General features: G+C 36.9%; 25 protein-coding genes and 1 riboswitch. Of the genes, 11 read left to right on the forward strand and 14 right to left on the reverse strand.

Annotated features, from left to right (window positions below; genetic code table 11):
* Positions 1 to 19 precede the first annotated feature (19 nt).
* Both cysG and ACG94X_RS10795 read left to right on the forward strand, forming a co-directional pair.
* Positions 20 to 1,393 carry a siroheme synthase CysG gene (gene cysG / locus ACG94X_RS10790; RefSeq protein ID WP_419383735.1) on the forward strand — a complete coding sequence of 458 codons (1,374 nt, stop codon included), beginning with the start codon at positions 20 to 22 and terminating at the stop codon, positions 1,391 to 1,393.
* A gap of 83 nt (positions 1,394 to 1,476) precedes the next feature.
* Positions 1,477 to 1,956, forward strand: a complete 480-nt coding sequence (locus tag ACG94X_RS10795) for a tRNA (cytidine(34)-2'-O)-methyltransferase (protein WP_419383736.1) — start codon at positions 1,477 to 1,479, stop codon at positions 1,954 to 1,956.
* A 637-nt stretch (positions 1,957 to 2,593) separates the two neighbouring features.
* On the opposite strand, the gene ACG94X_RS10800 is transcribed toward ACG94X_RS10795, so the two are convergent.
* A complete protein-coding gene (locus ACG94X_RS10800) occupies positions 2,594 to 2,971 on the reverse strand; it encodes a hypothetical protein (protein ID WP_419383737.1) in 378 nt (125 codons plus the stop codon).
* 101 nt (positions 2,972 to 3,072) lie between these two features.
* Positions 3,073 to 3,474 carry a winged helix-turn-helix transcriptional regulator gene (locus ACG94X_RS10805; RefSeq protein WP_004722540.1) on the reverse strand — a complete coding sequence of 134 codons (402 nt, stop codon included), beginning with the start codon at positions 3,472 to 3,474 and terminating at the stop codon, positions 3,073 to 3,075.
* 167 nt (positions 3,475 to 3,641) lie between these two features.
* On the opposite strand from ACG94X_RS10805, the gene ACG94X_RS10810 reads away from it, so the two are divergent.
* Positions 3,642 to 4,343 (forward strand): SDR family NAD(P)-dependent oxidoreductase, encoded by a 702-nt coding sequence (locus ACG94X_RS10810; protein WP_419383738.1) that lies wholly within the window; start codon positions 3,642 to 3,644, stop codon positions 4,341 to 4,343.
* 37 nt (positions 4,344 to 4,380) lie between these two features.
* Positions 4,381 to 4,938 (forward strand): flavodoxin family protein, encoded by a 558-nt coding sequence (locus ACG94X_RS10815; RefSeq protein WP_034615631.1) that lies wholly within the window; start codon positions 4,381 to 4,383, stop codon positions 4,936 to 4,938.
* A 74-nt stretch (positions 4,939 to 5,012) separates the two neighbouring features.
* On the opposite strand, the gene ACG94X_RS10820 is transcribed toward ACG94X_RS10815, so the two are convergent.
* From ACG94X_RS10820 to rpoD, 6 genes are all read right to left on the reverse strand, one after another.
* Entirely contained in the window at positions 5,013 to 6,425 is a 1,413-nt protein-coding gene (locus ACG94X_RS10820) for an APC family permease (protein WP_419383739.1), read from the reverse strand.
* A gap of 265 nt (positions 6,426 to 6,690) precedes the next feature.
* Positions 6,691 to 7,875 carry an iron-containing alcohol dehydrogenase gene (locus ACG94X_RS10825; protein ID WP_419383740.1) on the reverse strand — a complete coding sequence of 395 codons (1,185 nt, stop codon included), beginning with the start codon at positions 7,873 to 7,875 and terminating at the stop codon, positions 6,691 to 6,693.
* A 3-nt stretch (positions 7,876 to 7,878) separates the two neighbouring features.
* Complete coding sequence (locus ACG94X_RS10830; RefSeq protein WP_419383741.1) at positions 7,879 to 8,412, reverse strand: hypothetical protein; 534 nt, start codon at positions 8,410 to 8,412, stop codon at positions 7,879 to 7,881.
* Between the two features lie 77 nt (positions 8,413 to 8,489).
* A complete protein-coding gene (gene lipB, locus ACG94X_RS10835) occupies positions 8,490 to 9,149 on the reverse strand; it encodes a lipoyl(octanoyl) transferase LipB (protein WP_419383742.1) in 660 nt (219 codons plus the stop codon).
* Between the two features lie 243 nt (positions 9,150 to 9,392).
* Positions 9,393 to 9,680, reverse strand: coding sequence for a YbeD family protein (locus ACG94X_RS10840; RefSeq protein ID WP_419383805.1), 288 nt, complete (start codon positions 9,678 to 9,680; stop codon positions 9,393 to 9,395).
* A 133-nt stretch (positions 9,681 to 9,813) separates the two neighbouring features.
* Complete coding sequence (gene rpoD, locus ACG94X_RS10845; RefSeq protein ID WP_419383743.1) at positions 9,814 to 11,703, reverse strand: RNA polymerase sigma factor RpoD; 1,890 nt, start codon at positions 11,701 to 11,703, stop codon at positions 9,814 to 9,816.
* A gap of 408 nt (positions 11,704 to 12,111) precedes the next feature.
* Here rpoD and ACG94X_RS10850 point away from each other — a divergent pair, with 408 nt between their 5' ends.
* Positions 12,112 to 12,330, forward strand: coding sequence for a PA3496 family putative envelope integrity protein (locus tag ACG94X_RS10850; protein WP_419383744.1), 219 nt, complete (start codon positions 12,112 to 12,114; stop codon positions 12,328 to 12,330).
* A 66-nt stretch (positions 12,331 to 12,396) separates the two neighbouring features.
* Positions 12,397 to 12,924: a YecA/YgfB family protein gene (locus ACG94X_RS10855; RefSeq protein ID WP_419383745.1), complete on the forward strand. Its 528-nt coding sequence runs from the start codon at positions 12,397 to 12,399 to the stop codon at positions 12,922 to 12,924.
* Positions 12,925 to 13,130: 206 nt separating this feature from the next.
* Here the strand turns inward: ACG94X_RS10855 and ACG94X_RS10860 are convergent, their stop codons facing one another.
* Positions 13,131 to 13,625 carry a DUF2938 domain-containing protein gene (locus ACG94X_RS10860; protein WP_419383746.1) on the reverse strand — a complete coding sequence of 165 codons (495 nt, stop codon included), beginning with the start codon at positions 13,623 to 13,625 and terminating at the stop codon, positions 13,131 to 13,133.
* Between the two features lie 61 nt (positions 13,626 to 13,686).
* On the opposite strand from ACG94X_RS10860, the gene ACG94X_RS10865 reads away from it, so the two are divergent.
* A complete protein-coding gene (locus ACG94X_RS10865) occupies positions 13,687 to 14,073 on the forward strand; it encodes a MerR family DNA-binding protein (RefSeq protein WP_419383747.1) in 387 nt (128 codons plus the stop codon).
* A gap of 6 nt (positions 14,074 to 14,079) precedes the next feature.
* Here the strand turns inward: ACG94X_RS10865 and ACG94X_RS10870 are convergent, their stop codons facing one another.
* Positions 14,080 to 14,664, reverse strand: a complete 585-nt coding sequence (locus ACG94X_RS10870) for a DedA family protein (protein ID WP_419383806.1) — start codon at positions 14,662 to 14,664, stop codon at positions 14,080 to 14,082.
* A 277-nt stretch (positions 14,665 to 14,941) separates the two neighbouring features.
* Here ACG94X_RS10870 and ACG94X_RS10875 point away from each other — a divergent pair, with 277 nt between their 5' ends.
* A complete protein-coding gene (locus ACG94X_RS10875; RefSeq protein ID WP_419383748.1) occupies positions 14,942 to 15,343 on the forward strand; it encodes a MerR family transcriptional regulator in 402 nt (133 codons plus the stop codon).
* Between the two features lie 44 nt (positions 15,344 to 15,387).
* Here ACG94X_RS10875 and trhO read toward each other — a convergent pair whose 3' ends face one another.
* Positions 15,388 to 16,320 (reverse strand): oxygen-dependent tRNA uridine(34) hydroxylase TrhO, encoded by a 933-nt coding sequence (trhO, locus tag ACG94X_RS10880; RefSeq protein ID WP_419383749.1) that lies wholly within the window; start codon positions 16,318 to 16,320, stop codon positions 15,388 to 15,390.
* Between the two features lie 233 nt (positions 16,321 to 16,553).
* On the opposite strand from trhO, the gene ACG94X_RS10885 reads away from it, so the two are divergent.
* Positions 16,554 to 17,039, forward strand: coding sequence for a DUF1289 domain-containing protein (locus ACG94X_RS10885; protein ID WP_419383750.1), 486 nt, complete (start codon positions 16,554 to 16,556; stop codon positions 17,037 to 17,039).
* Between the two features lie 222 nt (positions 17,040 to 17,261).
* On the opposite strand, the gene ribB is transcribed toward ACG94X_RS10885, so the two are convergent.
* The gene (gene ribB, locus ACG94X_RS10890; RefSeq protein ID WP_419383751.1) at positions 17,262 to 17,921 is read right to left on the reverse strand and encodes a 3,4-dihydroxy-2-butanone-4-phosphate synthase; all 660 of its coding nucleotides are present in this window, start codon (positions 17,919 to 17,921) and stop codon (positions 17,262 to 17,264) included.
* A gap of 110 nt (positions 17,922 to 18,031) precedes the next feature.
* Positions 18,032 to 18,195: riboswitch (FMN riboswitch) on the reverse strand.
* A 229-nt stretch (positions 18,196 to 18,424) separates the two neighbouring features.
* On the opposite strand from ribB, the gene ACG94X_RS10895 reads away from it, so the two are divergent.
* Together ACG94X_RS10895 and ACG94X_RS10900 are read left to right on the forward strand one after the other, a co-directional pair.
* Positions 18,425 to 20,209, forward strand: coding sequence for a DUF2157 domain-containing protein (locus ACG94X_RS10895; RefSeq protein ID WP_419383752.1), 1,785 nt, complete (start codon positions 18,425 to 18,427; stop codon positions 20,207 to 20,209).
* On the forward strand, positions 20,206 to 20,814 hold the full coding sequence (locus tag ACG94X_RS10900; RefSeq protein WP_419383753.1) for a GDYXXLXY domain-containing protein: 609 nt from the start codon (positions 20,206 to 20,208) through the stop codon (positions 20,812 to 20,814). The genes ACG94X_RS10895 and ACG94X_RS10900 overlap by 4 nt, the downstream gene beginning before the upstream one ends.
* 58 nt (positions 20,815 to 20,872) lie before the next feature.
* Here ACG94X_RS10900 and panD read toward each other — a convergent pair whose 3' ends face one another.
* Entirely contained in the window at positions 20,873 to 21,253 is a 381-nt protein-coding gene (gene panD / locus ACG94X_RS10905; protein ID WP_419383754.1) for an aspartate 1-decarboxylase, read from the reverse strand.
* 153 nt (positions 21,254 to 21,406) lie between these two features.
* Complete coding sequence (gene pth / locus ACG94X_RS10910) at positions 21,407 to 21,985, reverse strand: aminoacyl-tRNA hydrolase (protein WP_419383755.1); 579 nt, start codon at positions 21,983 to 21,985, stop codon at positions 21,407 to 21,409.
* Positions 21,986 to 22,004 lie beyond the last annotated feature (19 nt).

The following is a 22,004-nucleotide window of genomic DNA, read 5'->3' on the forward strand; positions in this document are numbered from 1 at the left end:
TGAACTTTTGAGGAACACTGTGGAAATTTTCCCAATTTCATTAAAACTACAAGGGCAACCTTGTCTGATTGTGGGTGGTGGGCATATTGCTTATCGCAAAGCAGTATTACTTGCAAAAGCAGGTGCTGTAATTCATGTGGTTGCACCTGATATAGAGCAAAACCTCTTAGATATTGTCCATTCAACGCATGGGCAATATCATGCAGATAAATTTGATCCTCAAATTAGCCTAAGTAGCTATCGTTTGGTGATTGCTGCAACCAATGATAAAGCTGTCAATCAAGCTGTTTTTGAAGCTTGTGAAGATTTAAATGTGTTGGTCAACAGTGTTGATGATCCTCCACATTGTCGCTTTATGGTGCCTGCGATCATTGACCGTTCACCACTGGTGGTTTCAATTGCCACCAATGGTGCCTCTCCTGTTTTATCTCGTCAGATTCGCACTCAACTTGAAGCGTCTATTCCCCATGGAATGGGTAAACTTGCTGATTTTTCTGGAAAATGGCGTAAAGCGGTTAAAGAACAGATTACCAACCCTGATGAACGTCGAATCTTTTGGGAAGATTTATATGCCAGTCCTTTAAAAGAGCAGGTGTTTAATGACAACCTCAAAGAGGCGGATCGTTTAATTGAACAAGCTTTGACAAAATGGCAAAAACCAAAAGGTGAAGTTTATTTGGTGGGTGCAGGACCAGGTGATCCTGAGCTGTTAACTTTAAAAGCACTTAGACTGATGCAGCAAGCTGATGTGGTGATTTATGACCGTTTGGTCTCTCCAGCAATTTTAGAATTATGTCGGCGTGATGCTGAAAAAATATATGTCGGAAAAGCACGTTCTAATCATTCCGTGCCACAAGATGGTATTAATGCATTACTGGTCAAATATGCCACCGAAGGCAAACGTGTATGTCGTCTAAAAGGTGGTGATCCATTTATTTTTGGTCGCGGTGGTGAAGAAATTCAAGAGCTTTTTGCAGCCAATATTACATTCCAAGTTGTCCCAGGTATTACTGCTGCATCAGGTTGTTCAGCCTATGCTGGAATTCCGCTTACACATCGTGATTATGCACAAAGCGTTCGTTTTTTGACGGGGCATTTAAAAGAAGGTTCACCAGAATTACCATGGAATGAGCTGGTTTACGAAAATCAGACATTGGTTTTATATATGGGCTTGGTGGGACTAGAAAAAATTTGTGAAAATCTAATATCACATGGTCAACGTCCAAATATGCCAGTGGCTTTGATCTCCAAAGGGACAACCCCAGATCAAAAGGTGGTGGTTGGAACTTTGGCAGATATTGCATCAAAAGTTGAAGAAAACCATATTCAAGCGCCTACTTTGACCATTATTGGTGAAGTGGTGAATTTACGCGAACAGTTACAGTGGCAATAATATCTGCCTAAATTTTTCTTTAAAAAACAGACATGGTCTTTTTTAAAGTACTTAGGTTGTATTCTGATAAGTAGAGATCTTCCGTGATTCATGTTGTTTTATACGAGCCTGAAATTCCTGCCAATACAGGGAATATCATTCGTTTATGTGCCAATACAGGTGCACAATTACATTTAGTCAAGCCTTTAGGCTTTGAACTGGATGATAAAAAGTTGCGCCGTGCAGGATTGGATTATCATGAATGGGCACATATGAAAGTTTGGGAAAACTTTGCTGAATGTCTGGCACATTTAGAGGTGCAGGGGATTGAACTTGATGCGATTTATCCTTTAACCACTAAAGGTACTGAAACACCGCATACTTCAGATTTAAACCGACCTGTGGCTTTATTGATGGGGCCAGAAACACGTGGTTTACCAGAAGATGTCCGTATGATGTTCCCTCAGGCGCATTGGATTCGTTTACCTATGGCACCGAATTCACGTAGTCTGAATTTATCGAATGCCACCGCAGTGATTCTATATGAAGCATGGCGTCAGCAAGGATTTAAAGAATTAAAATAAAAATCATAACCCATCGTTTAGATGGGTTTTTATTCATATTAATTAATGATTTGCTTTGAGGAATGAGCAATGTGATTATCTTTGAATAAGCGACCTCATCTGTTTGGAGGTTGCCTTTAAAATCAGTAATCACGGAATTTATTTTAATTTTTCACTCTTTCTTTGCAATATGCCAAATATTTGAGTGATTCTTTCTTCTATAACTATAGTCAAACCGCCTAATTATTCATACAAGTGATTTACATCAAGTCATTGATCATAAGTTTTTGTATTAACTTTTAGAAACCGTTGATTATCGATTCATTTTTTATACTTTTGAATCCTAGATGATTACCCCTCGCCCAATAGAAGATTCTTGTCATCTTGTCATCTCAGAAAAGTGAGGCATCGCCTACGCAAAGCTATTTAAACTTAGAATGTAAGGTGTGGCAATGCAAGCTTTTTTATAATCAAATAATTTATTTTTCCATACAATTGATTTGATTAAAAATATCAATTAAGAGCAATTATATTCTTGTGTCTGAGTTTTTTGACAGGTTACCTATTTAACGGTTCCTAAATAGTGTTGACAGCCTGTATCAGGCTGCACCCCAATGCTTGTACTTTCTTATTCAGACCTTAAAAAATCAGATTTTAACTATTTTTTGGGTTCTAAATAGGTCACTTTTTCAGATTTCGGCATACCTTTATAATCTGTGATTAAGATATGAAGTTTAATTTTTTGTCCTTTTTTAAATTCTGAGCGATTCGGAAAATCTCTTAAATTTTCTTCTAAGACTTTGCCGATATAGTGTTGACAACCACTATCCGCTCGGCCAGCAGCTTGCGCTTTTTTTACAACACCTTTTATGCTGAGTGTTGTTTCCTCAATTTCACCTAAGCCATCTTTATTGATATATAGCGTACGTGTAGAAGTGTTTTCTAAAAGTTTAACCTCTAAATCACAAGAATTTTCATAGGACGCAAAAGTACTATGGCTGAGGATTGCTAGGATAAAGAGCAGTGGAATTTTCATTATTTTATCCCCTTTCATATGTTTTATTCAAATGACGCTGAGTTTATATCATGCTTACAACATATCGAGCTGAGTATAGGTCATGTTTAGAGTGTTGAAGTTTAGGCTTCTTGTAGCAGTGCTGGCTCATTTTTTGCTTGAATTGCATCAAATTGTTTTTGTGCACGAATGACATGTTGCACATTGCCTTCAGCCCAGAGCTTAAATGATAAAGCGGTTTGTGCAAACTCAAAGCCTAGAGAGGTCAAAGCATATTCAACACGAATCACATTGTTTTCATGAATTGTACGGGTGATAAATCCATCTCTTTCCAGAATTTTTAATTTCTGAGAAAGCACTTTAGGTGAGATGCCTGTTAAGTTTTTTTTCAGTTCATTGAAGTGTTGAGAGTGCTGATGAAGTCGATAAATAATCATCAAAACCCACTTATCTGCAAATTTTTCAAAAAAAGATCGTGCCGGGCAATTTGGATGAAAAATATTAAAATTGAATGCATTAGTCATCAATCTATACCTCAATTTGGAAAGTTATAACCAAGAAATGACCAGTTACCACGTAGTAACTAATTGATACTAGATTTCAAAAGTATATCATAAATTAATCAGGTCAATACAACTTCTGCTGATTGATAGCGTTGATCGACCCTTTTATATTTATGAGCGTGGTTTTAATGAAAATAACAGATGCGGTCGTTTTTATTACGGGTGCAAATCGTGGTTTAGGTTTGGCACTTGCCCAGCAAGCGATACAACGTGGCGCCAAGAAAGTTTATGCAGGAATGCGTAATCTTCAAGATTTTAATCAACAGGGTGTTATTCCAATTGTTGTAGATGTTACAGATCCTATATCTATTCAAAAAGCTGTTGCAGAATGTGGTGATGTCAATCTATTAATCAACAATGCAGGTATTGCACGCTTAAATGAGAGTCCTGTAGACGCAAATATTGCAGCAGTGACACGGACGGTTTTAGACACCAATCTTTATGGTGTGATCAATACGACTCAGCAATTCTCTCCAATTTTAGCAAGCCATGCTGAAAGTTATATCGTTAATATTTTATCGGATGTGTCTTGGGAACCTAGTACGATGTTAGCCAGTTATGCGATTTCTAAAGCGGCAGCATGGTCATTTACCAATTCAACTCGGCAATGGTTAGCTAAAGCCAATGTTCATGTCATGGGGGTACATGTTGGTTTTATCGACACAGATTTAACCCAGTCACTCGATATTGCCAAAATTTCACCACATACAGTGGCGCAACACGTATTTGATGGAATTCAACAAAATGCCTTTGAAGTGTTGGTTGGGGAATCTACCCAACAACTCAAAAAAGGTCTAACTGCAACCGTTCCAAGTTATATCAAACATTAATTTTTAAATATTTACCGTCTATATAAGAGGACTTATCATGTCAAAAATCGCTGTTGTTTATCATTCAGGTTATGGCCATACCAAAGTCATTGCAGAAACTTTTGCCAATGAAATTCAGGCAACGCTCATCGAAGTGGATCAAGAGGGTAATATTCAAGATCAGGATTGGGACACTTTAGATGCCGCAGATGCAATCGTATTTGGTGCGCCAACTTACATGGGCGGTGTGCCTTGGCAATTTAAAAAATTTGCAGATGCATCTTCTAAGCGTTGGTTTACTCGTGCATGGGCAGACAAGGTTTTCGGTGGTTTTACCAACAGCGCAAGTTTGAATGGTGATAAGCAAGTGACATTAATTTCGTTACATACCTTGGCTTCACAACATGGTGGTATTTGGGTCAGTCTTGGTTTGGCGCCATCAAACACTAAAAGCGCTACACGTCAGGATGTGAACAGCTTAGGTGGTTCTGTTGGCTTATTGGTTCAATCACCTGCTGATGCCAGTACAGATGAGATTCCAAGCGGTGATTTAGAGACTGCAAAACAATATGCAAAACGAATCAAAGCGATTACGGAAAAATTTATTGCAGCATAATTGCAGTTGATATGGCTAAAATAAGAAAGGCGCATAAAGCGCCTTTCTTATTTGATTACACATGCAATAATCAATTATTCATGTTCATTATGTTGTGGTGCAGGGTAGCGGAAACCGCGAGTTTTATAGGCTAGATAGGCAACACCTAATACAGCCCATGCAAGCCCGAGTTTTAATGCCATTTCATCAATTTCTAACCACATCAAGAATACACTGGCAAAACCAAGAGACGGAATCACCACATAATTGATGATTTCTTTCAGTGATTTTGTTCTGCCATCACGTAAGGCGTAACGTGAAATCACGGAGAAATTCACAAAACTAAATGCAGTTAAAGCACCAAAGCTAATTAAGTTGACAATATGTTCAAGGTCAAGAAAACCTGCTGATAACGCAACAACACCGACAATCAAAATATTATAAGTCGGGGTATGTAATTTTGGACTGATATGACCAAAAATTTTCTTATTAATGACTCCATCACGTCCCATCACATACATTAAACGAGAAACGCCTGCATGTGCAGAAATACCCGATGCAAGTACGGCAACGACTGCAAAATAGAGTACAAATTTTTTCAGTGCAATACCTGTAATAGCCGTCAATAACGTCGCACCACCAAGTGCTTCTAACATGACGGGTTGAGATTCATCAAGCGGATTGAAATATAGATTCGCATTGCTTGGGAAAAACAACTGAATAAAATACGTACTGAAAATAAAGATAATACCTGCAATTAAAGCTGTGCTAAAAATTGCTTTAGGTAATGTTTTCTCGGCATCTTTAGTTTCTTCTGCAAGTGATGATAAGGCATCAAAACCTGTGAAAGAGAAACATAGAATCGTTGCACCACCAATGAGTGCGCCAACTGTCGTCATCTCATTCCAAAATGGTGCAAGTGACCAGAGGGCAGCTTTATCTGGGTTTAATGTACCATCGGCATAAACGCCTTGAGTCAATAATAGATAAACTTCATAGACGAAATAGAAAATGATGCCTAACTGAACGACTACAATTGTACTGTTAAAGCGCGCAACGAAGCGTGAGCCAAACAAATTGATAACCGTCATGATAATAGTGAGTGCAATAACCCAAATCCAGTTATTCACATCGGGATAGAGTGCTCTCAGATAGATATCAGCAAGGATAATATTCACAAGAGGAGATAGTAAATAATCTAACCAAGACGACCAACCAACCATAAAGCCGACATTGGGGTGGATCGATTTTTGCGCATAAGTATAAGCTGAACCAGAAGACGGGTAGCGCTTGATCATGTGCCCATAGCTAATGGATGTTAGTAAAATTGCAACTAAAGCAAAGATATATGAAGTGGGTACATGACCTTGACTTCCATCTGAAACTAAACCAAAAGTATCAAATAAGGTTAATGGCTGAATGTATGCCAAACCGATGATGATGATGTGCCAAAGTACAAGATTTTTTTTCAATTTCGCTGTAGTTTGGGTCCCAGTGTTAATTGTCAACGGCGTTATCCTCTTAATCGTTGATCAAGGATCAGTCAGTTTATAAGGATCGTTTGAGACGAACGATCCCCCCTATGAATAAAACAAAGTGCGCCAATCTACTCTAAAAGGTGGCTTTTGTCAGCAACTTTGTCATCTTTTTTAGCAGAAATCATGCCGTCTTGCTTACTTAAAAGTGAGATAATTTTCTGCTTAATAAGATAAAAGCCCGATGTTTTGAAAAACATCAGGCCTCATTAAAAAATATAGTCTTATTTTTAAACAATTACCACGCTTTTTCAAGGATGGATTTTAAGTCTTTAAATGTTGCTTCTTTCGGGTTAAAAATGATTGACCCATCATTCAAAGCTTTTTCAGCAATATCATTGAACTGGTCTTTAGAAACCTTACCCGTCTCACTGAGTGTGCGTGGTAATTTAGTGAGTGTGTATAAACGATCACGTATGGTGTTTAGTATTTCAATGGTTTTGTCAGCACGTTTATTGGCAGGTGTTTGTGCATAAATATCTGCACCAGCAAGAGGTAGCAATAATTCACCAATTTTATTACCATTTACGTCCTTGTTGTATTCTAGAACATACGGAAGGAAAAGATTCATACACAAGCCATGTGGAAGATGTGCAACAGCACCTAATGCATGACCGAGTGAATGTACAATACCAACCATCGAATTTGAAAATGCAATACCTGCCATGGTCGATGCTTGTGCAAGTTCTAAACGACCTTGTGCATCTGTAGGATTGTCTAAAACATCAAATAGATTGTTGCTAATTTTCTTAATTGCAGCAGTGGCATAGGCATCTGAAATCGGATTTGCAGCCAAGCAGGTGTATGCTTCAACAGCATGAGTCATCGCGTCCATTGCGGTCATTGCTGTTAAATGTGGTGGCAGCGTTTGAGTCATACGCGGATCTAAAATTGCAGCATTTGGCATTAAATAATTCGATGCAAATGGAATTTTAAGACCTTTTTGATTATCTGAAATCACCGCAGCTAAAGTTACTTCCGACCCTGTGCCCGATGTGGTTGGAATAACAAAAAATGGCTTAAGTGGTCTTGGTAAATTGTGTGCGCCTGAATATTTCATCAAATCATCTCCACCTTCAGAAACCAAAATATTAGTTGCTTTAGATGTGTCGATGACAGAACCACCACCAATGGCAATAATCGCATCGCAATTATTTGCACGATAAATTTGGGCTGCGGTACGAACTGTTTCTAAACTTGAATCTGGTGGTACATCATCAAAAATAAAACCAATTTCAATATCTGTAGATTCAAATGCAGCCTCAATTGGTGCAAGTAAATTATTGGTACGCACACCTTTATCGGTAATGATCATTGGGCGTTTTGAGCCTAATGTATTTAATTCAAAAGGAATATGTTCAAGTGCAGCATGTCCAGAAATGATTTTTACAGGACAAAAAAATTCGTAATATGATTTAGACATGGCTTAAGTACTTCCTTTTAAATATGATTGGGCAACTTTTAAGTAAATATTCGCAGCACCAGCCAGTTTTTCTTTTAAAGTCAATTCTTGTGGATATTCCTTGACTGCGAGTTCCGCAACAAGCTTAGGTAAAATTAAGGCTTCCATTTTATTTAGGCAGCGAACAAGTCTGATCGCATGTGATACATCCCCATCAGCAATCATTCGATCATTGGCAAAAGCTTGTGCAGTACTTTCCTGAAAGGAAAAAACGAGAAAAGCATGATGTAAATGTTTAAATGTAATGGTTAAATCTGGCTTAGTTGTTGTCGCTTTGACGAGTTCTAAATTTTGTTTGGCATTCACTCTTGCAATGAAAGCGGCTCCATTTGGAAAGACTTTCATCGATAAAGTGAATCCAACTGGGAATTTAGACACTTCATGTTTAATTTCATCATCGACTTGGCTCGCCATGACCAAACCTCTGCCAATCACATCCATCATGAGTTTGACATAAGCAAGTTCTAAAGCGGGTTTAACGGATTTAGTTGAAATCACTCGTTTTCCCTTCTATTGAATTTTAGTTATCTTTTAGAGTAATTACTCTAATTTATTTTAATGGAAAAATAAAGCCTTTATTTAGAAATGACTTGAACGTCATTAAAGTAGCCGCTCGCCGTTAAATATTCAATCACATCATTACACAATTGATTGTAATTTGGATAATGATTAACTAAATCACAAATACGAACCATTTCTAAGCCTGTATAACCACATGGATTAATGGTGTGGAAGCCATTTAAATCGCAGTCGATATTCAATGCCAAGCCATGATAGCTACGACCTTTACGAATTTTAAAACCCAATGATCCAATTTTACGTTCATTGACATAAACACCAGGTGCATCAGGCTTTGCATAAGCATTAATATCATGTTTTTTAAGTAAATCAATCATTAATGTTTCAGCATAAGTGACCAGTGTGCGTACATTCCATTTCAATCTGTTTAAATCAAACATGAAATAAATCACCATTTGACCTGGACCATGCCAAGTGACTTGTCCACCACGATCACTTTGCACCACGGGAATATTACTTGGTATTAAAATATGTTCGGGTTTACCTGCTTGCCCCTGAGTGAGCACATCTGGGTGTTGTAAAATCCAAAGTTGATCTGGGCTGCTTTCATCCCTTTGTTCTGTATATGTTTTCATTTCCAGAAAACGGTCTGCATAAGGTGTAAGTTGGTTGTATTGACGAATAATTAATGAAGGTTTGGTGAGCACATCATTCATGTGTTATGCGTCCCGATTCTATACTTTAAATAAAAATCTATTATAGAGAATAAAAGCCATGAATATAGAGCAGAAAGTACATAAATCTAAAAGGTAGCCAATCAAGCTTCATTGTCGAAGAAAGCGAGAGAGGCTATATTTAAATTTAAAAACTAGAAAGTGATTTGATTATTTATTTTCACAGCAGATTTTAAATATAAAAAAACACGCCAAAGTTGGCGTGTTTTTTGTCTTACGAATATTTTAAAGTGCAGTTTTAATGAGCGGGCAAGCAGCTAAATCTGCATATAATTGATGCACTTGTTCGAGCTCTTCAAAACGTAACTGGGCAGTAATAGAATGATACTTGCCTGTACGTGATGGCTGTACTGCAAGCGTTGCTTCTTCAAACTCTGGGAAATGTTTAACCAAAATTTCAACTACAGCAAATTTTAACTCTTCGCCGGCATCGCCAATCAATTTGATTGGATAATCCATAGGAAAGATCCAGAGATCTTCTTGTAATTCACGTGACGGTGTACGGTCTAACATGGTCATGGCGTCAGTCCCCCTTAAATTAAACGCCTGCAAAAGTGCAGGCGTTGTATATATCTTAATAGATTACGCTTAAATACATAATGGGGGTGCTTAATGGATTATCAAGCCCCCATCTGTACGCTAAAGATTAGTCATTTTCTAAGAATGAACGTAAGTGTTCAGAACGAGAAGGGTGACGTAATTTACGTAATGCTTTTGCCTCAATCTGACGGATACGCTCACGTGTAACATCAAACTGTTTACCTACTTCTTCCAAAGTATGATCGGTCGGCATGTCGATACCGAAACGCATTTTCAAGACTTTCGCTTCACGTTCAGTTAAGTTTTCTAAAACTTCACGCGTTGCTTCTTTTAAGCCTTCTGAAGTTGCAGCATCAATTGGAGATGTGATGTTACCATCTTCAATGAAGTCACCCAAATGCGAATCTTCATCATCACCAATCGGTGTTTCCATCGAAATTGGTTCTTTGGCAATTTTAAGCACTTTACGTACTTTAACTTCATCCATTTCCAAACGTTCACCTAACTCTTCAGGTGTAGGCTCACGTCCCATTTCTTGAAGTAATTGACGAGATACACGGTTGATCTTGTTAATCGTTTCAATCATGTGAACAGGAATACGAATGGTACGTGCTTGGTCAGCAATCGAACGAGTAATCGCCTGACGAATCCACCAAGTTGCATAAGTCGAGAATTTATAACCACGACGGTATTCAAACTTGTCTACCGCTTTCATCAAGCCGATATTACCTTCCTGAATCAAATCTAAGAATTGTAAGCCACGGTTGGTGTATTTTTTCGCAATCGAAATTACCAACCGTAAGTTTGCTTCAACCATTTCTTTTTTCGCACGACGCGCTTTGGCTTCGCCAATCGCCATACGTTTAGAAATGTCTTTGATATCTTTTACGTTTAGCTCAAGTTCTTTTTCAATATCTGCAATTTTTTGTTGGAATGCCAATACGTCAGGACGTACTTTTTCCAAATGGTTTTTCATTTCAGCAGGAGCTTTAGCAATCTGCTCATCTAACCAAGCTGGGTTAGATTCTTGACCTGGGAATGAGGTACGGAATTGAGTACGATCCATACGACCACGACGTACTGCGTAACGCATCACTTCACGTTCAGTAGTACGAATTTGTTCATGCGTACCACGAATCATTTCAGCAATGATTTCGAATAAACGTGGTGTAAATTTAAACATCATGAACACAGAAGCCATTGCTTCCGTCGCTTCTTTACATTCGTCACTGTTGCGACCATGTTTAGCTAGCGCTTGTTTAGCTGCATTCCAAGCCGCTTCAAGTTCATCAAAACGTGCTTTTGCAATTTCAGGATCTGGACCAGATTCGCCTTCAGAATCGTCATCACTTTCAGACTCTTCTTCCTCTTCTTCATCGTCCAATTTTACATCTTTGGTCGGTTTGATCGAAGCATCTTTTTCCTCATCGATTTCTTCAGATTCCTCTTCTAAAACCTCAGGAATGACTTCATCAGACTCTGGGTCTAAATAACCAGACAAAATATCGGCAAGACGACGCTCACCCGTTTCGTAATCTTTATATTCTTGTAAAACAACACCAACAGTATTTGGCCAGTACGCAATTGAATGCAGAACGTCACGAATGCCTTCTTCGATACGTTTCGCAATACTAATTTCGCCTTCGCGTGTTAGAAGTTCAACTGTACCCATTTCACGCATATACATGCGGACAGGGTCGGTCGTACGACCTGGTTCACTTTCTACAGATGCGAGTACCGCAGCAGCTTCTTCTTCAGCAACTTCATCGGCAGCTTCGTTATTCCCTTCGAACATCGTATCGTCAGCTTCTGGCGCACGTTCATGGACAGGAATACCAACGTCTTGAAGCATTTGGATAATGTCTTCAATCTGTTCACTTTCGGTGATCGATTCTGGGAGATGATCGTTAACCTCAGCGTAGGTTAAGTAACCTTGTTCTTTGCCTCGGCTAATCAGCGCCGCTACTTGTGAAGTAGGGGAATTTGTTTCACTCATCTTTACTCTCTTCTCGTTGAATCAGTGGCAGTGAAAAACCGTGGATAATGCACGATCCATACAATTATATCTGTGAATAGCACACCTCTTTCGTCAGAAAATTACAGTGGTGAACTGCCTGACAAAATATTTAGAGGTTTAATTCAGTAGATTAAATGGAGGTGAAATTGTTGTTTTCAAGATCAATCCATACGTATTTCTATGATGAGCATTATCAAAAATGATAATTAAAACACTCATAAAACAGAAGAACGTAAGGTGGATTATATCATGGCACAAAATAGGGGCTGAAAACAGCCTAAAATCGCAAATAAATGTAAAAAAAACAAATAAAACTTGACAAGTTTTTGGAACAAAGATAAATAGCGCCTAGACCCATTCACTTTTTTTCATTATGAGGTAGTTTTAGTGTCTTCTACAGATTTCGAACTAGATGATAGCTTCAGTGATGATGATGTTAGTTTTGATGAGTCATCAAGCAAAATTAGCGCCAAAGAATCATTAGAAAAGCGTCGTTTAATTGATGATTTACTTACTCAACGCCGTTTAGAGAAACAGTTAAAAGATTTTGATTATGATCTTGATGATGACGATTTTGACGACGAAGATTTTGATGACAAAGATTAAATAATCATTGGGCATAGTGTGTGAAAATGCTATGCTTGAAGCTGATACAAATTTATTGGAAACAACATGAGCGCTTTAGATTTAGACCTGTTAAGAGATTATTTAGACGGCGATCAAAATGAATATGGTCTAGATTTCGCTGCTACTCACGGTTTCTTGTGTGCAACGGCTGTTGGTCCTAGTTTTGAAAAATGGCTTGATGAGTTATTTGATAATAATCAGAAGAAAGTACCTGCTGAAATCATTGCACAAATTAAAGCTTGGTTAGAAGCTCTTCGACAAAACCTTGCCAATGAAGAGGGAATTACATTTCCTTTTGAAATTGAAGAAGCATCTGTAGAGTCAAGTTTAGGGGATTGGAGCGTTGGTTTTGTAGATGCAATGTTCCTAAATGAAGAAGCTTGGTTTGCACCAGAATATGAAGAACAAGTGGTTGATTTAACACTTCCAATGATGGTGTTCAGTGGCGTAGATGATGAAGATCCTCAAATGGAATCTTTCCGTCGCAATGGTCAGCTTATGGATGAAATTGCGGAAGAAATTCCTGAGAATCTTAATGAAATTTATTTGATGTACCACACGCCAAGTAAATAATTGATTCAAAAGTCTATCGTTTTAAAAAAGCACCTTTGCTAGGTGCTTTTTTATGTTTAAGTATTTTTCTGTTGTGAGTGCCACCAAACGAGGTCGCAAGAAAATATAATTAAATGTATTTTTCATTCCAATATTTTATATGCTTTTAATTTGGGATGAATAAAATAAGATACAGTGATGATTGCAAATATCAATTTAAATATTAATCATAACCAGATTAAAAATTTTGCACTGATAAATAAACCTAATCCAAATAGCAGATGTGTAACAATACTTTTTAGGCGTGCTTGTTGCGGATGAGGAACTTTATGTGCAAATAAACCCAAACCAAAACATGGCTGCATGATTAAAAATGGAAAGAGCACGGTTGCTATTCCAAATAGAATTGCACTCAATATTTCAGGCTGTTGGAGCCATGACATTCCTGTTATGGCAATAAAGCAACAGGTAAATGCAAACCCAATTAAATAATGTAAGAGCCAACCCCATATTTTTTCGTTTTTTTGTTTAGGTGCTTGCGTAATATGTTGGTGTTTAAATTGCCCCGAATGTATGAAAATGAGAACCCAACGACCAACAAGTGCATAGTTTAATGATGCAATTTTGAAGAACCTTTTTAAGCAATATGTCCACAAATCGATTAAGGCAGTTGCGCTAATTGCAATAAAAGCTAAATTTAAAACGACAATAAAATGATTCACTTTATAACTCATATTCTATAAGGTAATTTATATCTTACAAATTCAAGTGAACTTTAAGTCAATGGGTGAAATCTTAATTTCTGAACTTGCAGAGTTTCTGAAAACTCCGAGTTCTACCATTCGTTATTATGAAGATATTGGACTTATTCATTCGATTGGTCGAAAAGGTTTACAGCGTGTATTTTCAAAAAATGTGATTGTTACGATGCAGCTTATTCTGTTAGGAAAAAAAGCAGGCTTTAGTTTGGATGAATTAAAAGTGATGTTGTCTATTAAAGATCATCCAGTTTCAAAACAAGTGTTATTAAACAAAGCCGAGCAAATCGATCACCAAATTGAAGAGTTGGATCAATTACGAAAAGGGCTGAGACATGTCAGCCAATGTCGTTTTGAAAATCCACTAGAATGCGAAAAATTTAAAAAAATATTGAATTTACATACTCAATAATTCAAATTAAATATTCTTCTTATTTTTATATTTTCGATAAAAAAGCCATCCGCAAAATACACAAACGACAGCAATGATTACATAACCTACTTGGCTAAAGATCTGCTGCATCAGCTCACTATTATTGCCAAAATAATAACCGACACAGGCAAGGAACGTTGTCCAGATTATTGTCCCTAAGGCGCTATAGCTCATGAATTTCCAAAAGGGCATATGACTCATACCAGCAGGAATACTAATCAAAGAGCGCACAGCAGGAATCATACGTCCAAAGAACACCACACGATGTCCATATTTTTCAAACCAATCTAAGGCTTTCTGAACATCTTCAGATTTTATAAAGAGATATTTACCATATAGATCTACAAAAATAAAAATTTTATCATTTGGAATTTTATGCCCGATCCAATACAGCAGAGCAGCAGCAAGTAATGAGCCTAAGCTTCCTGAAATGATGACACCTGAAAGTAATAATTGCCCTTGTGATGCCGTAAATCCAGCAGTAGGCATAATAATTTCAGACGGTATGGGAGGGAAGATATTATCCAAAAACATCAACAGGGCGATACCGAAGTACCCCAATTGTTCCATGATGGAAATAATCCAGTCAGTCATAACTTTAATTCATCTCTCTTTGCTCTATCGTAAATTTAAATTGAACAAATTACAGCACTGATTTGTATATTTAATTTTGTACAAAAATTCATGGTGAACGGTTAAGTTAATGATAGTTCTCACATCATAATGAGTTAAGGATCATCGAAATGACCAATATGAGGCATTAAAAAGTCATTTGCCGTCATTTGCGGAATCATTAAAATACTCTAGATTGATAGAGGATATAGGATGAAGTGGGTTTCAAGGACAGATGAATGAATTAACGATTTCAGAATTAGTGAAGCGAACAGGAATTCCAAGCTCGACAATTTCGTATTATGAACATGAGGGCTTAATTAGCTCAAGGGCACATAAGGGTTTTCAGCGAGTTTTTGATCTTCAAGCTGTCGATCAGCTCTTACTGATTTGTTTGGGGAAACAAGTCGGATTTAGTCTAAATGAATTACAGAATATGTTGAGTCATCATCGTCAGAATGAAGGTCAGAAAAAACTTGATTCGCGTATTAATGAAATTGATAGCCAAATAAAGCAGTTAGATATTTTAAGAGAGAGTTTGCGTCATATTCATCAATGCGAGTATGACAATCCATTAGCATGTCCGATATTTCAAAAGTTATTACAAGCAGCGGCATTTGAACCGAGTAAAAAATAAAAAAGCCATCAACAGTGATGGCTTTGACTAAACAAAATTTTGGCTTATAAGCGTTTACGTTTGGCTGCGACAATTTGAGACTGGCGCATACGGAAACCTGCTTTTTGTTTATCAGATGTTTGATCAATACAATATTTACACGAAACACCATGTTCATAGGTGGTTGCTTCAACTTCTTCAGGTAGTAGTGGCCAACCACAGGCATGACATTTAATATTCTGACCTTCTTCTACACCATGCGTTACAGCTGTACGACCATCAAATACAAAACATTCACCTTCCCACAGACTTTCTTCGGCAGGGGTTTCTTCTAAGTATTTTAAAATACCGCCTTTTAAGTGATAAACCTCATCAAAACCTTCTTGTAGAAGGAGTGATGTTGATTTTTCACAACGAATACCACCTGTACAGAACATCGCAATTTTTTTGTCTTTATGCTGTTCCAGGTTTTGTTTAACGTATTCTGGAAATTCACGGAATGTTTCAGTCTTAGGATCAATTGCACCTTTGAATGTACCCGCTTTATATTCGTAATCATTACGTGTATCGATAAGAATGACGTCATCACGAGCGATTAGTTCATTCCATTCTTTAGGGTCTAGATAATGTCCAACAAGATCACGAGGTTTAACCTCTACACCTAAAGTAACGATTTCAGTTTTGAGCTTAATCTTCATTTTACGGAATGGTTTTTCATCACTATGCGATTCTTTATATTCCATCGCATTGAAGCCTTCATTCAATAAAAATTGATGAATAGCATCAATCGCTTGGCGATTTCCCGCCACAGTTCCGTTAATTCCTTCTCCTGCCACAATCAGAGTACCGCAAAGGTCGAGGGTTTTTACCAAGTCTAAAAGACGCTGTTGAAAATCCGCAGGATCTTGAACTTCTTTGAATTGATAAAGTGCTGCAACAACCCAACCAGAGGTCGCTTGCTGTTCTACAGGTGCAAGCTGTTCTACAGTAGCGTTCATGGATACTCCAAAAGTATTAAAATAGGATAAAATTTAAGGCGCACAGTTTAACTCGATTTATGTGAATATGCGAGAAAACCTTATTTATTTTAATACTTAATATGTATATGGGAAATGAAGCATTTACATACTAAATATTGTGCTTTAATTTTATTTATATACAAGATATAGTGGTGCGAAATTATAATTTAGCATAAAACTATGCATCATATTGTGAGTCTGAGGATCAAGTTTTGAGTAATGAGCGCCGTATACCATCATTAACACCTTGTGCAGGACGTTGTTCTACAGTATTTGGTGATGCTGTATGTCGTGGTTGTAGACGTTTTAATCATGAAGTTATTCAATGGAATACGTATACGGAACAACAACGTTTAGCCGTCTGGAAGCGTTTAGATGCACAGCTAGATCAAATACTTGTGCCATTATTACCCCATGCAGATTTAAAACATATAGAGGGTTTTATTTTGGGTAAACGAGTCCGTGTTTTAGATTCTTCATCTAAAGGCAGGAAGCTATATTACGCTCTTAAAATTTGTGAAAAGAATAAAAATTTAGCACATGACAGTGGTTTAGGCATTGAGTCTAAACAGGTTAAACCGTTGTGGGACGAGTTTGAGCGCAGGGTTTTAGCATTGGCAAATGCCAGTTATGACTTTGCATGGCTTCGTGCAGATGGCATTCGTCAAAGCGTATTGCACTTAGAAAATGTTGAGTGATTTTTAAGGGGTTTCATCAATCACTTGATCAATGCAGAATTGGTTGTGCATAAATTATAGAAAATAATTTACAGGCTTAAAAAAACGAGCTTCTTAATAGATATCACTTTCAGAATATTATGCTCTGTAAGATGGTTTATTTGTTTTGTGTTATAAAAAATCCCAACTCATGCGCTGAATTGGGATTGATCGGAATTTTATCCAAGTATCGTTTTAAATTTTTTAAATATTATGCTTTAAACGATATTGAACCAGCTCTTCAATGGTAATTAACGTAAGGCGATGTGTTTCTGCATAAGCTAAGACCTGTATACCAGAAGCCATTGTTCCGTCAGAATTAGTGACTTCACAGAGTACACCCGCAGGTTTTAAGCCAGCTAAACGTGCTAAATCGATGGAGCCCTCAGTATGTCCACGACGTGCTAAAACACCACCATTGCGACCACGTAAGGGGAAAACATGCCCTGGACGATTTAAATCACTCGCTACAGCACCATCTTTAATCGCAGCAAGAATAGTTGTTGTACGATCTTTTGCAGAAACGCCAGTAGTCACACCTTTTGCAGCTTCAATTGTCACAGTAAATGCAGTTTTAAACTGACTGGAGTTATCCTGAACCATTGGAGCTAACTCAAGATGATTGGCTAAATCATCGGTAATCGTTAAGCAAACAATACCAGATCCATCACGAATCATACGTGCCATCGTTTCGACATTTAAAGTTTCGGCAGCAACAATTAAGTCGGCTTCATTTTCACGGTCAAAATCATCCATGACCAAGACTGGTTTGCCTTGGCGCATATCTTCTAAAGCTTGTTCTATACGTTGTTCCGCAGGTGAAAGTGCAGAAAAGAAAATTTCGGGTTGAATTAAACTAGACATTGAAACGCTCTCGTAATAAAAATTATACGGTTGAACATTTCAGGACATGAGAAATAGTGGCGTAACAAAACCATTTCCAAAATAATATTTTGGAAGATTTATAGCTGTAACGTCGTCTTCTTTCATCCGGACTATACCGTCGGCTTTGGCATTTCACCAAATCTGCACATTAAAAATCATTAGATATTTAATAAGCTCGTGGGCTGTTGGCGCATGATTAAAAATCAGTCCAATTTACCACCGGTGGGGAATTACACCCCGCCCTGAAGCGATGTAAGATGATTATAACGCTAAATATTTAGAAAAAAACAGCATTCTTTAGAACGATCAGTTTTATGTTTAGAATTTTTTTTGCTAAAGATAAACAATGTCTGACGTATATTTATACTAATATGGTTTTAAGTTTTGCAAATAATTTGAATATGATTTAGAAATTAATAATTTAAATGACTTTGCAAACTTAATTCATCTATGTGATTAAAACAAGAAAAGAGGGAATTCGATTGATACATACTCAAGATCAGGTCTATGTATGGAATAGTGAATTATTCATTAAGCATCTACAAATTTTTGGCTTTAGTTTAATTGCGGTCAGTATGCTGTATTTAGTTGCTGCCAATTGGTTTATGTTGTCGCAGCCGTTTCAGCTAGCGATTCCACAAATTCTATTATTACTGAGTGCTATTGCGAGTATATTAATTACAAAACATGATTTTCTAGTGCAATGTTTACATACAATTTGTGGTTTGATGATTGGTTTGAGTTTAGCGGTCATTGGTCAAATTTATCAAACTGGTGCAGATAGTTATTTATTGTTTCTTATTTGGTCTATTTTATTATTGCCTTGGTTTTATCGTTATAATATTGGTGTTTTTTTACTATTTTGTGTGATCAGTCAAATTGCACTTTTTCTGTTTTTTATTCAAACCTTTTGGGGAAATGAATACCCTGAATTATTTATGATTTGCGTCAATCTATTTGCGCTTATTCAATTTTATTTTTGTATTAAATATTATCCAAAATTGCGTTATTTATTCTTATTGTGGTTTGCTATATTTTCCATCTGGCATATGGTGATGTATTTATATGCAGAAAAAGGATGGATTTACTTAGTTTTCGCCTTTCCATTATTAGCCTCAGCTTTGTCTTACTTTTATAAAAATAAAGATCAACTTGGTAGTGCACTTTCTGCAGTTAGTTTGGGAATAACTTTTACTTTTTTACTTGTCGAGTGGACAACAACGTTATTGGGTCTTTCTGATTTTTTGGAATTACTTTTTATAGGTTTAATTATTTTTGCATGGTTTGCCTTGATTACTAGTTTATTAATCAAGTTTAATCCTCAAAGTCGCTTTAATAGCATTCCGTTGGCTGTTGGTGCTTGGATAGCAGGGGGTGTTTTTGCATCATTAATGCTAACCTTTTGGGGTAATTTCTCTCTCATTATGGGCTTGGTTTTTATCCTTATAGCGGCTTTTTTATTGAAACACAAACAGAGCTTGTTCTTGCGCCAATTTGCCTACTGTATGTTAGTTGCTGGTCAAATTGCTGTCATTTTTCATACGGTTGAATTAATGGAACAAATTTTTCCAATCTTATTTTTACAATTTGGAATATTGGTACTCAGCTATTTTCTTCGAACCCATTGGTTTTTTATTTTTATTCAAATATTGGGGTTATATGCGGCTGGTATCGCATTTATTTGGGATATTAGTGAATACCAAAGATGGGGGGATATTATTGAGAATTTTACATTTCTGATTTTATGGAATTACATTTTTTTTGTAGTCATGATTTGGATAAAAAACATTCAGCCAAGTGAATATCAACGTAGTTTGATGTTGTCTATTTTATGTATTATTTTATTTTCCATATGCTTTTATACATTATTGGGGAAGGTTGAGACAAATCAGATTGTACAGATTCCGATATTGGTTTTTGGCTTACCTGCTTTATGGTTCATTCTATTTAGATTTTTATCTATTCAAAATCAATTTAACATGATAGCTAAAATTTCTTTGGCTGTTTTTGCAGCAGTATTGATTTATTATGGTCATTTTGAAATATTCATTTGTTTAGCTGTGATTTCTTGGGCACTCATCCAAAACGATAAAGTGATTTATGCTTTTGCATTGGTCACTTTCACCATGATCTTATGGCTTTTGTATTATGCTTTAGATGTCACATTTTTACTGAAAAGCTTCAGTATTTTTATTTCTGGAATAATGCTGTTATTGCTGACGTTCTGTTTGATTAAATTTAAAAATAAAGAGGTATTAGCACAATGAAAAGAATAATTCCTCTTGTTTTGGCAATCTTCAGTGTCGTTATTTTTTCAGGGCTTATTTTTAAAAATGAGCATCATTTAAATAATAGTGAAAGTATGTATGTTCGCCTGCAACCTGTAGACCCACGTTCTTTAATTCAGGGGGATTATATGGTGCTCAATTACCAACTGTATTTTGCGCCTCAAAATGTAGAGCGAGATGCTGTAGCCACATCGGCAGTGAATGAAGAAGAGCATATATTTTCAGGCAATTATTTTGATGAGCTGATTAAAAATAAATCCTCAGTATTGGTTTATGTAGAATTGGATCAGCAAAAAAGAGTCATTCATACTTATTTTAATGTCCCTAAAAATGTACAAACGTCTAAGTTGATTTTACAAAATCCTAATAATCAGCATATGTCACTATATCCTGCATCACAGAGTTTTTTATTTGCAGAAGGGCTGGCTGAATGTTATCAAGCAGCACAATATGCAGAATTTAAAGTAGATAAACAGGGCAATGCAATTCTGGCTACTTTACGTGGTGAGCATTTGCAATATTTGGATTGTGAAGCGAAGTATCATTGGTGGGATTGGGCTAGATCCAAAGCATACGAACTCTAATCATTAGACATAAAAAAACTCGCATTCGGCGAGTTTTTTAATAGATTATTTATTAAAATTATGCCACTTGAACCGGAATACAGTTCGCAGTGTGGTTAACTGTGTTGTTTGGATTTGCATAAACAAGGCGAGGTCTATGTGCATCTGCTTCAGCATTGGTGAAGTCACCAAATGTTGCAATAATCATTAAATCGCCAACATCAGCTTGATGTGCAGCGCCACCATTTACAGAAATAATACCTGAGCCTTCTTCACCACGAATAGCATAAGTTGTGAAGCGCTTGCCATTGGTTACGTTCCATATATGAATTTCTTCATATTCACGGATACCAGCTAAATCCAATAGAATACCGTCGATTGCACAAGAACCTTCATAATGTAATTCTGCTTGTGTAACAACACAACGATGGATTTTTGCTTTTAATAAACGAGATAGCATGAGAAGCGTCTCCAGAGTAGCCCTACGATTGTTATTTGGTGTTGAATTAACAATTTTCAATGGGGGATGCATTTGAAAGCGCATTTTGCTCTTAAAAATGTATCATGGCAAGAAAAATTGTTGAACAAAAAGTGATTTTTTAAGCGATTAAAATCAAGGTTTATAAGCATTGATTTGATTCATAGCTTGTTGAATCTCGCCATTAACCAATAATTTTGTTCTACCTAAAGCATAATGGATTGCATCATCCATTAAATTTTGTTCACTGCTTGGCGCTTTGTTTAGGACATGCCCAGAGACTTTTTCTTTGGAACCTGGATGACCAATACCGATACGCAAACGATGAAAATTAGCCCCAATATGTGGAACAATGTCTCGTAGACCATTGTGACCACCATGCCCACCGCCTGTTTTTAAACGAATGATACCCGGATCCATATCCAGTTCATCGTGAGCAATGAGAATTTCTTCAGGTTTAATTTGATAGAATTTGGCGAAGGGAACAACACTTTGACCGACAAGGTTCATAAAGGTTGTAGGTAATAACAGACGAACGTCTTGACCTTCAATATTACCACGACCACTGATGCCTTTATATTTTGAATCAGTTTTTAACGTAATGCCATATTGTTCTGCAAGGCGCTCTATAAACCAGAAGCCTGCATTATGGCGGGTTTGGGCATACTCAGAACCTGGGTTACCCAAACCGACAATCAGTGAAAGTTTACTCACTCATTTACACCATCAACAC

Source organism: Acinetobacter psychrotolerans (genome assembly GCF_048552595.1).
GTDB lineage: Bacteria > Pseudomonadota > Gammaproteobacteria > Pseudomonadales > Moraxellaceae > Acinetobacter.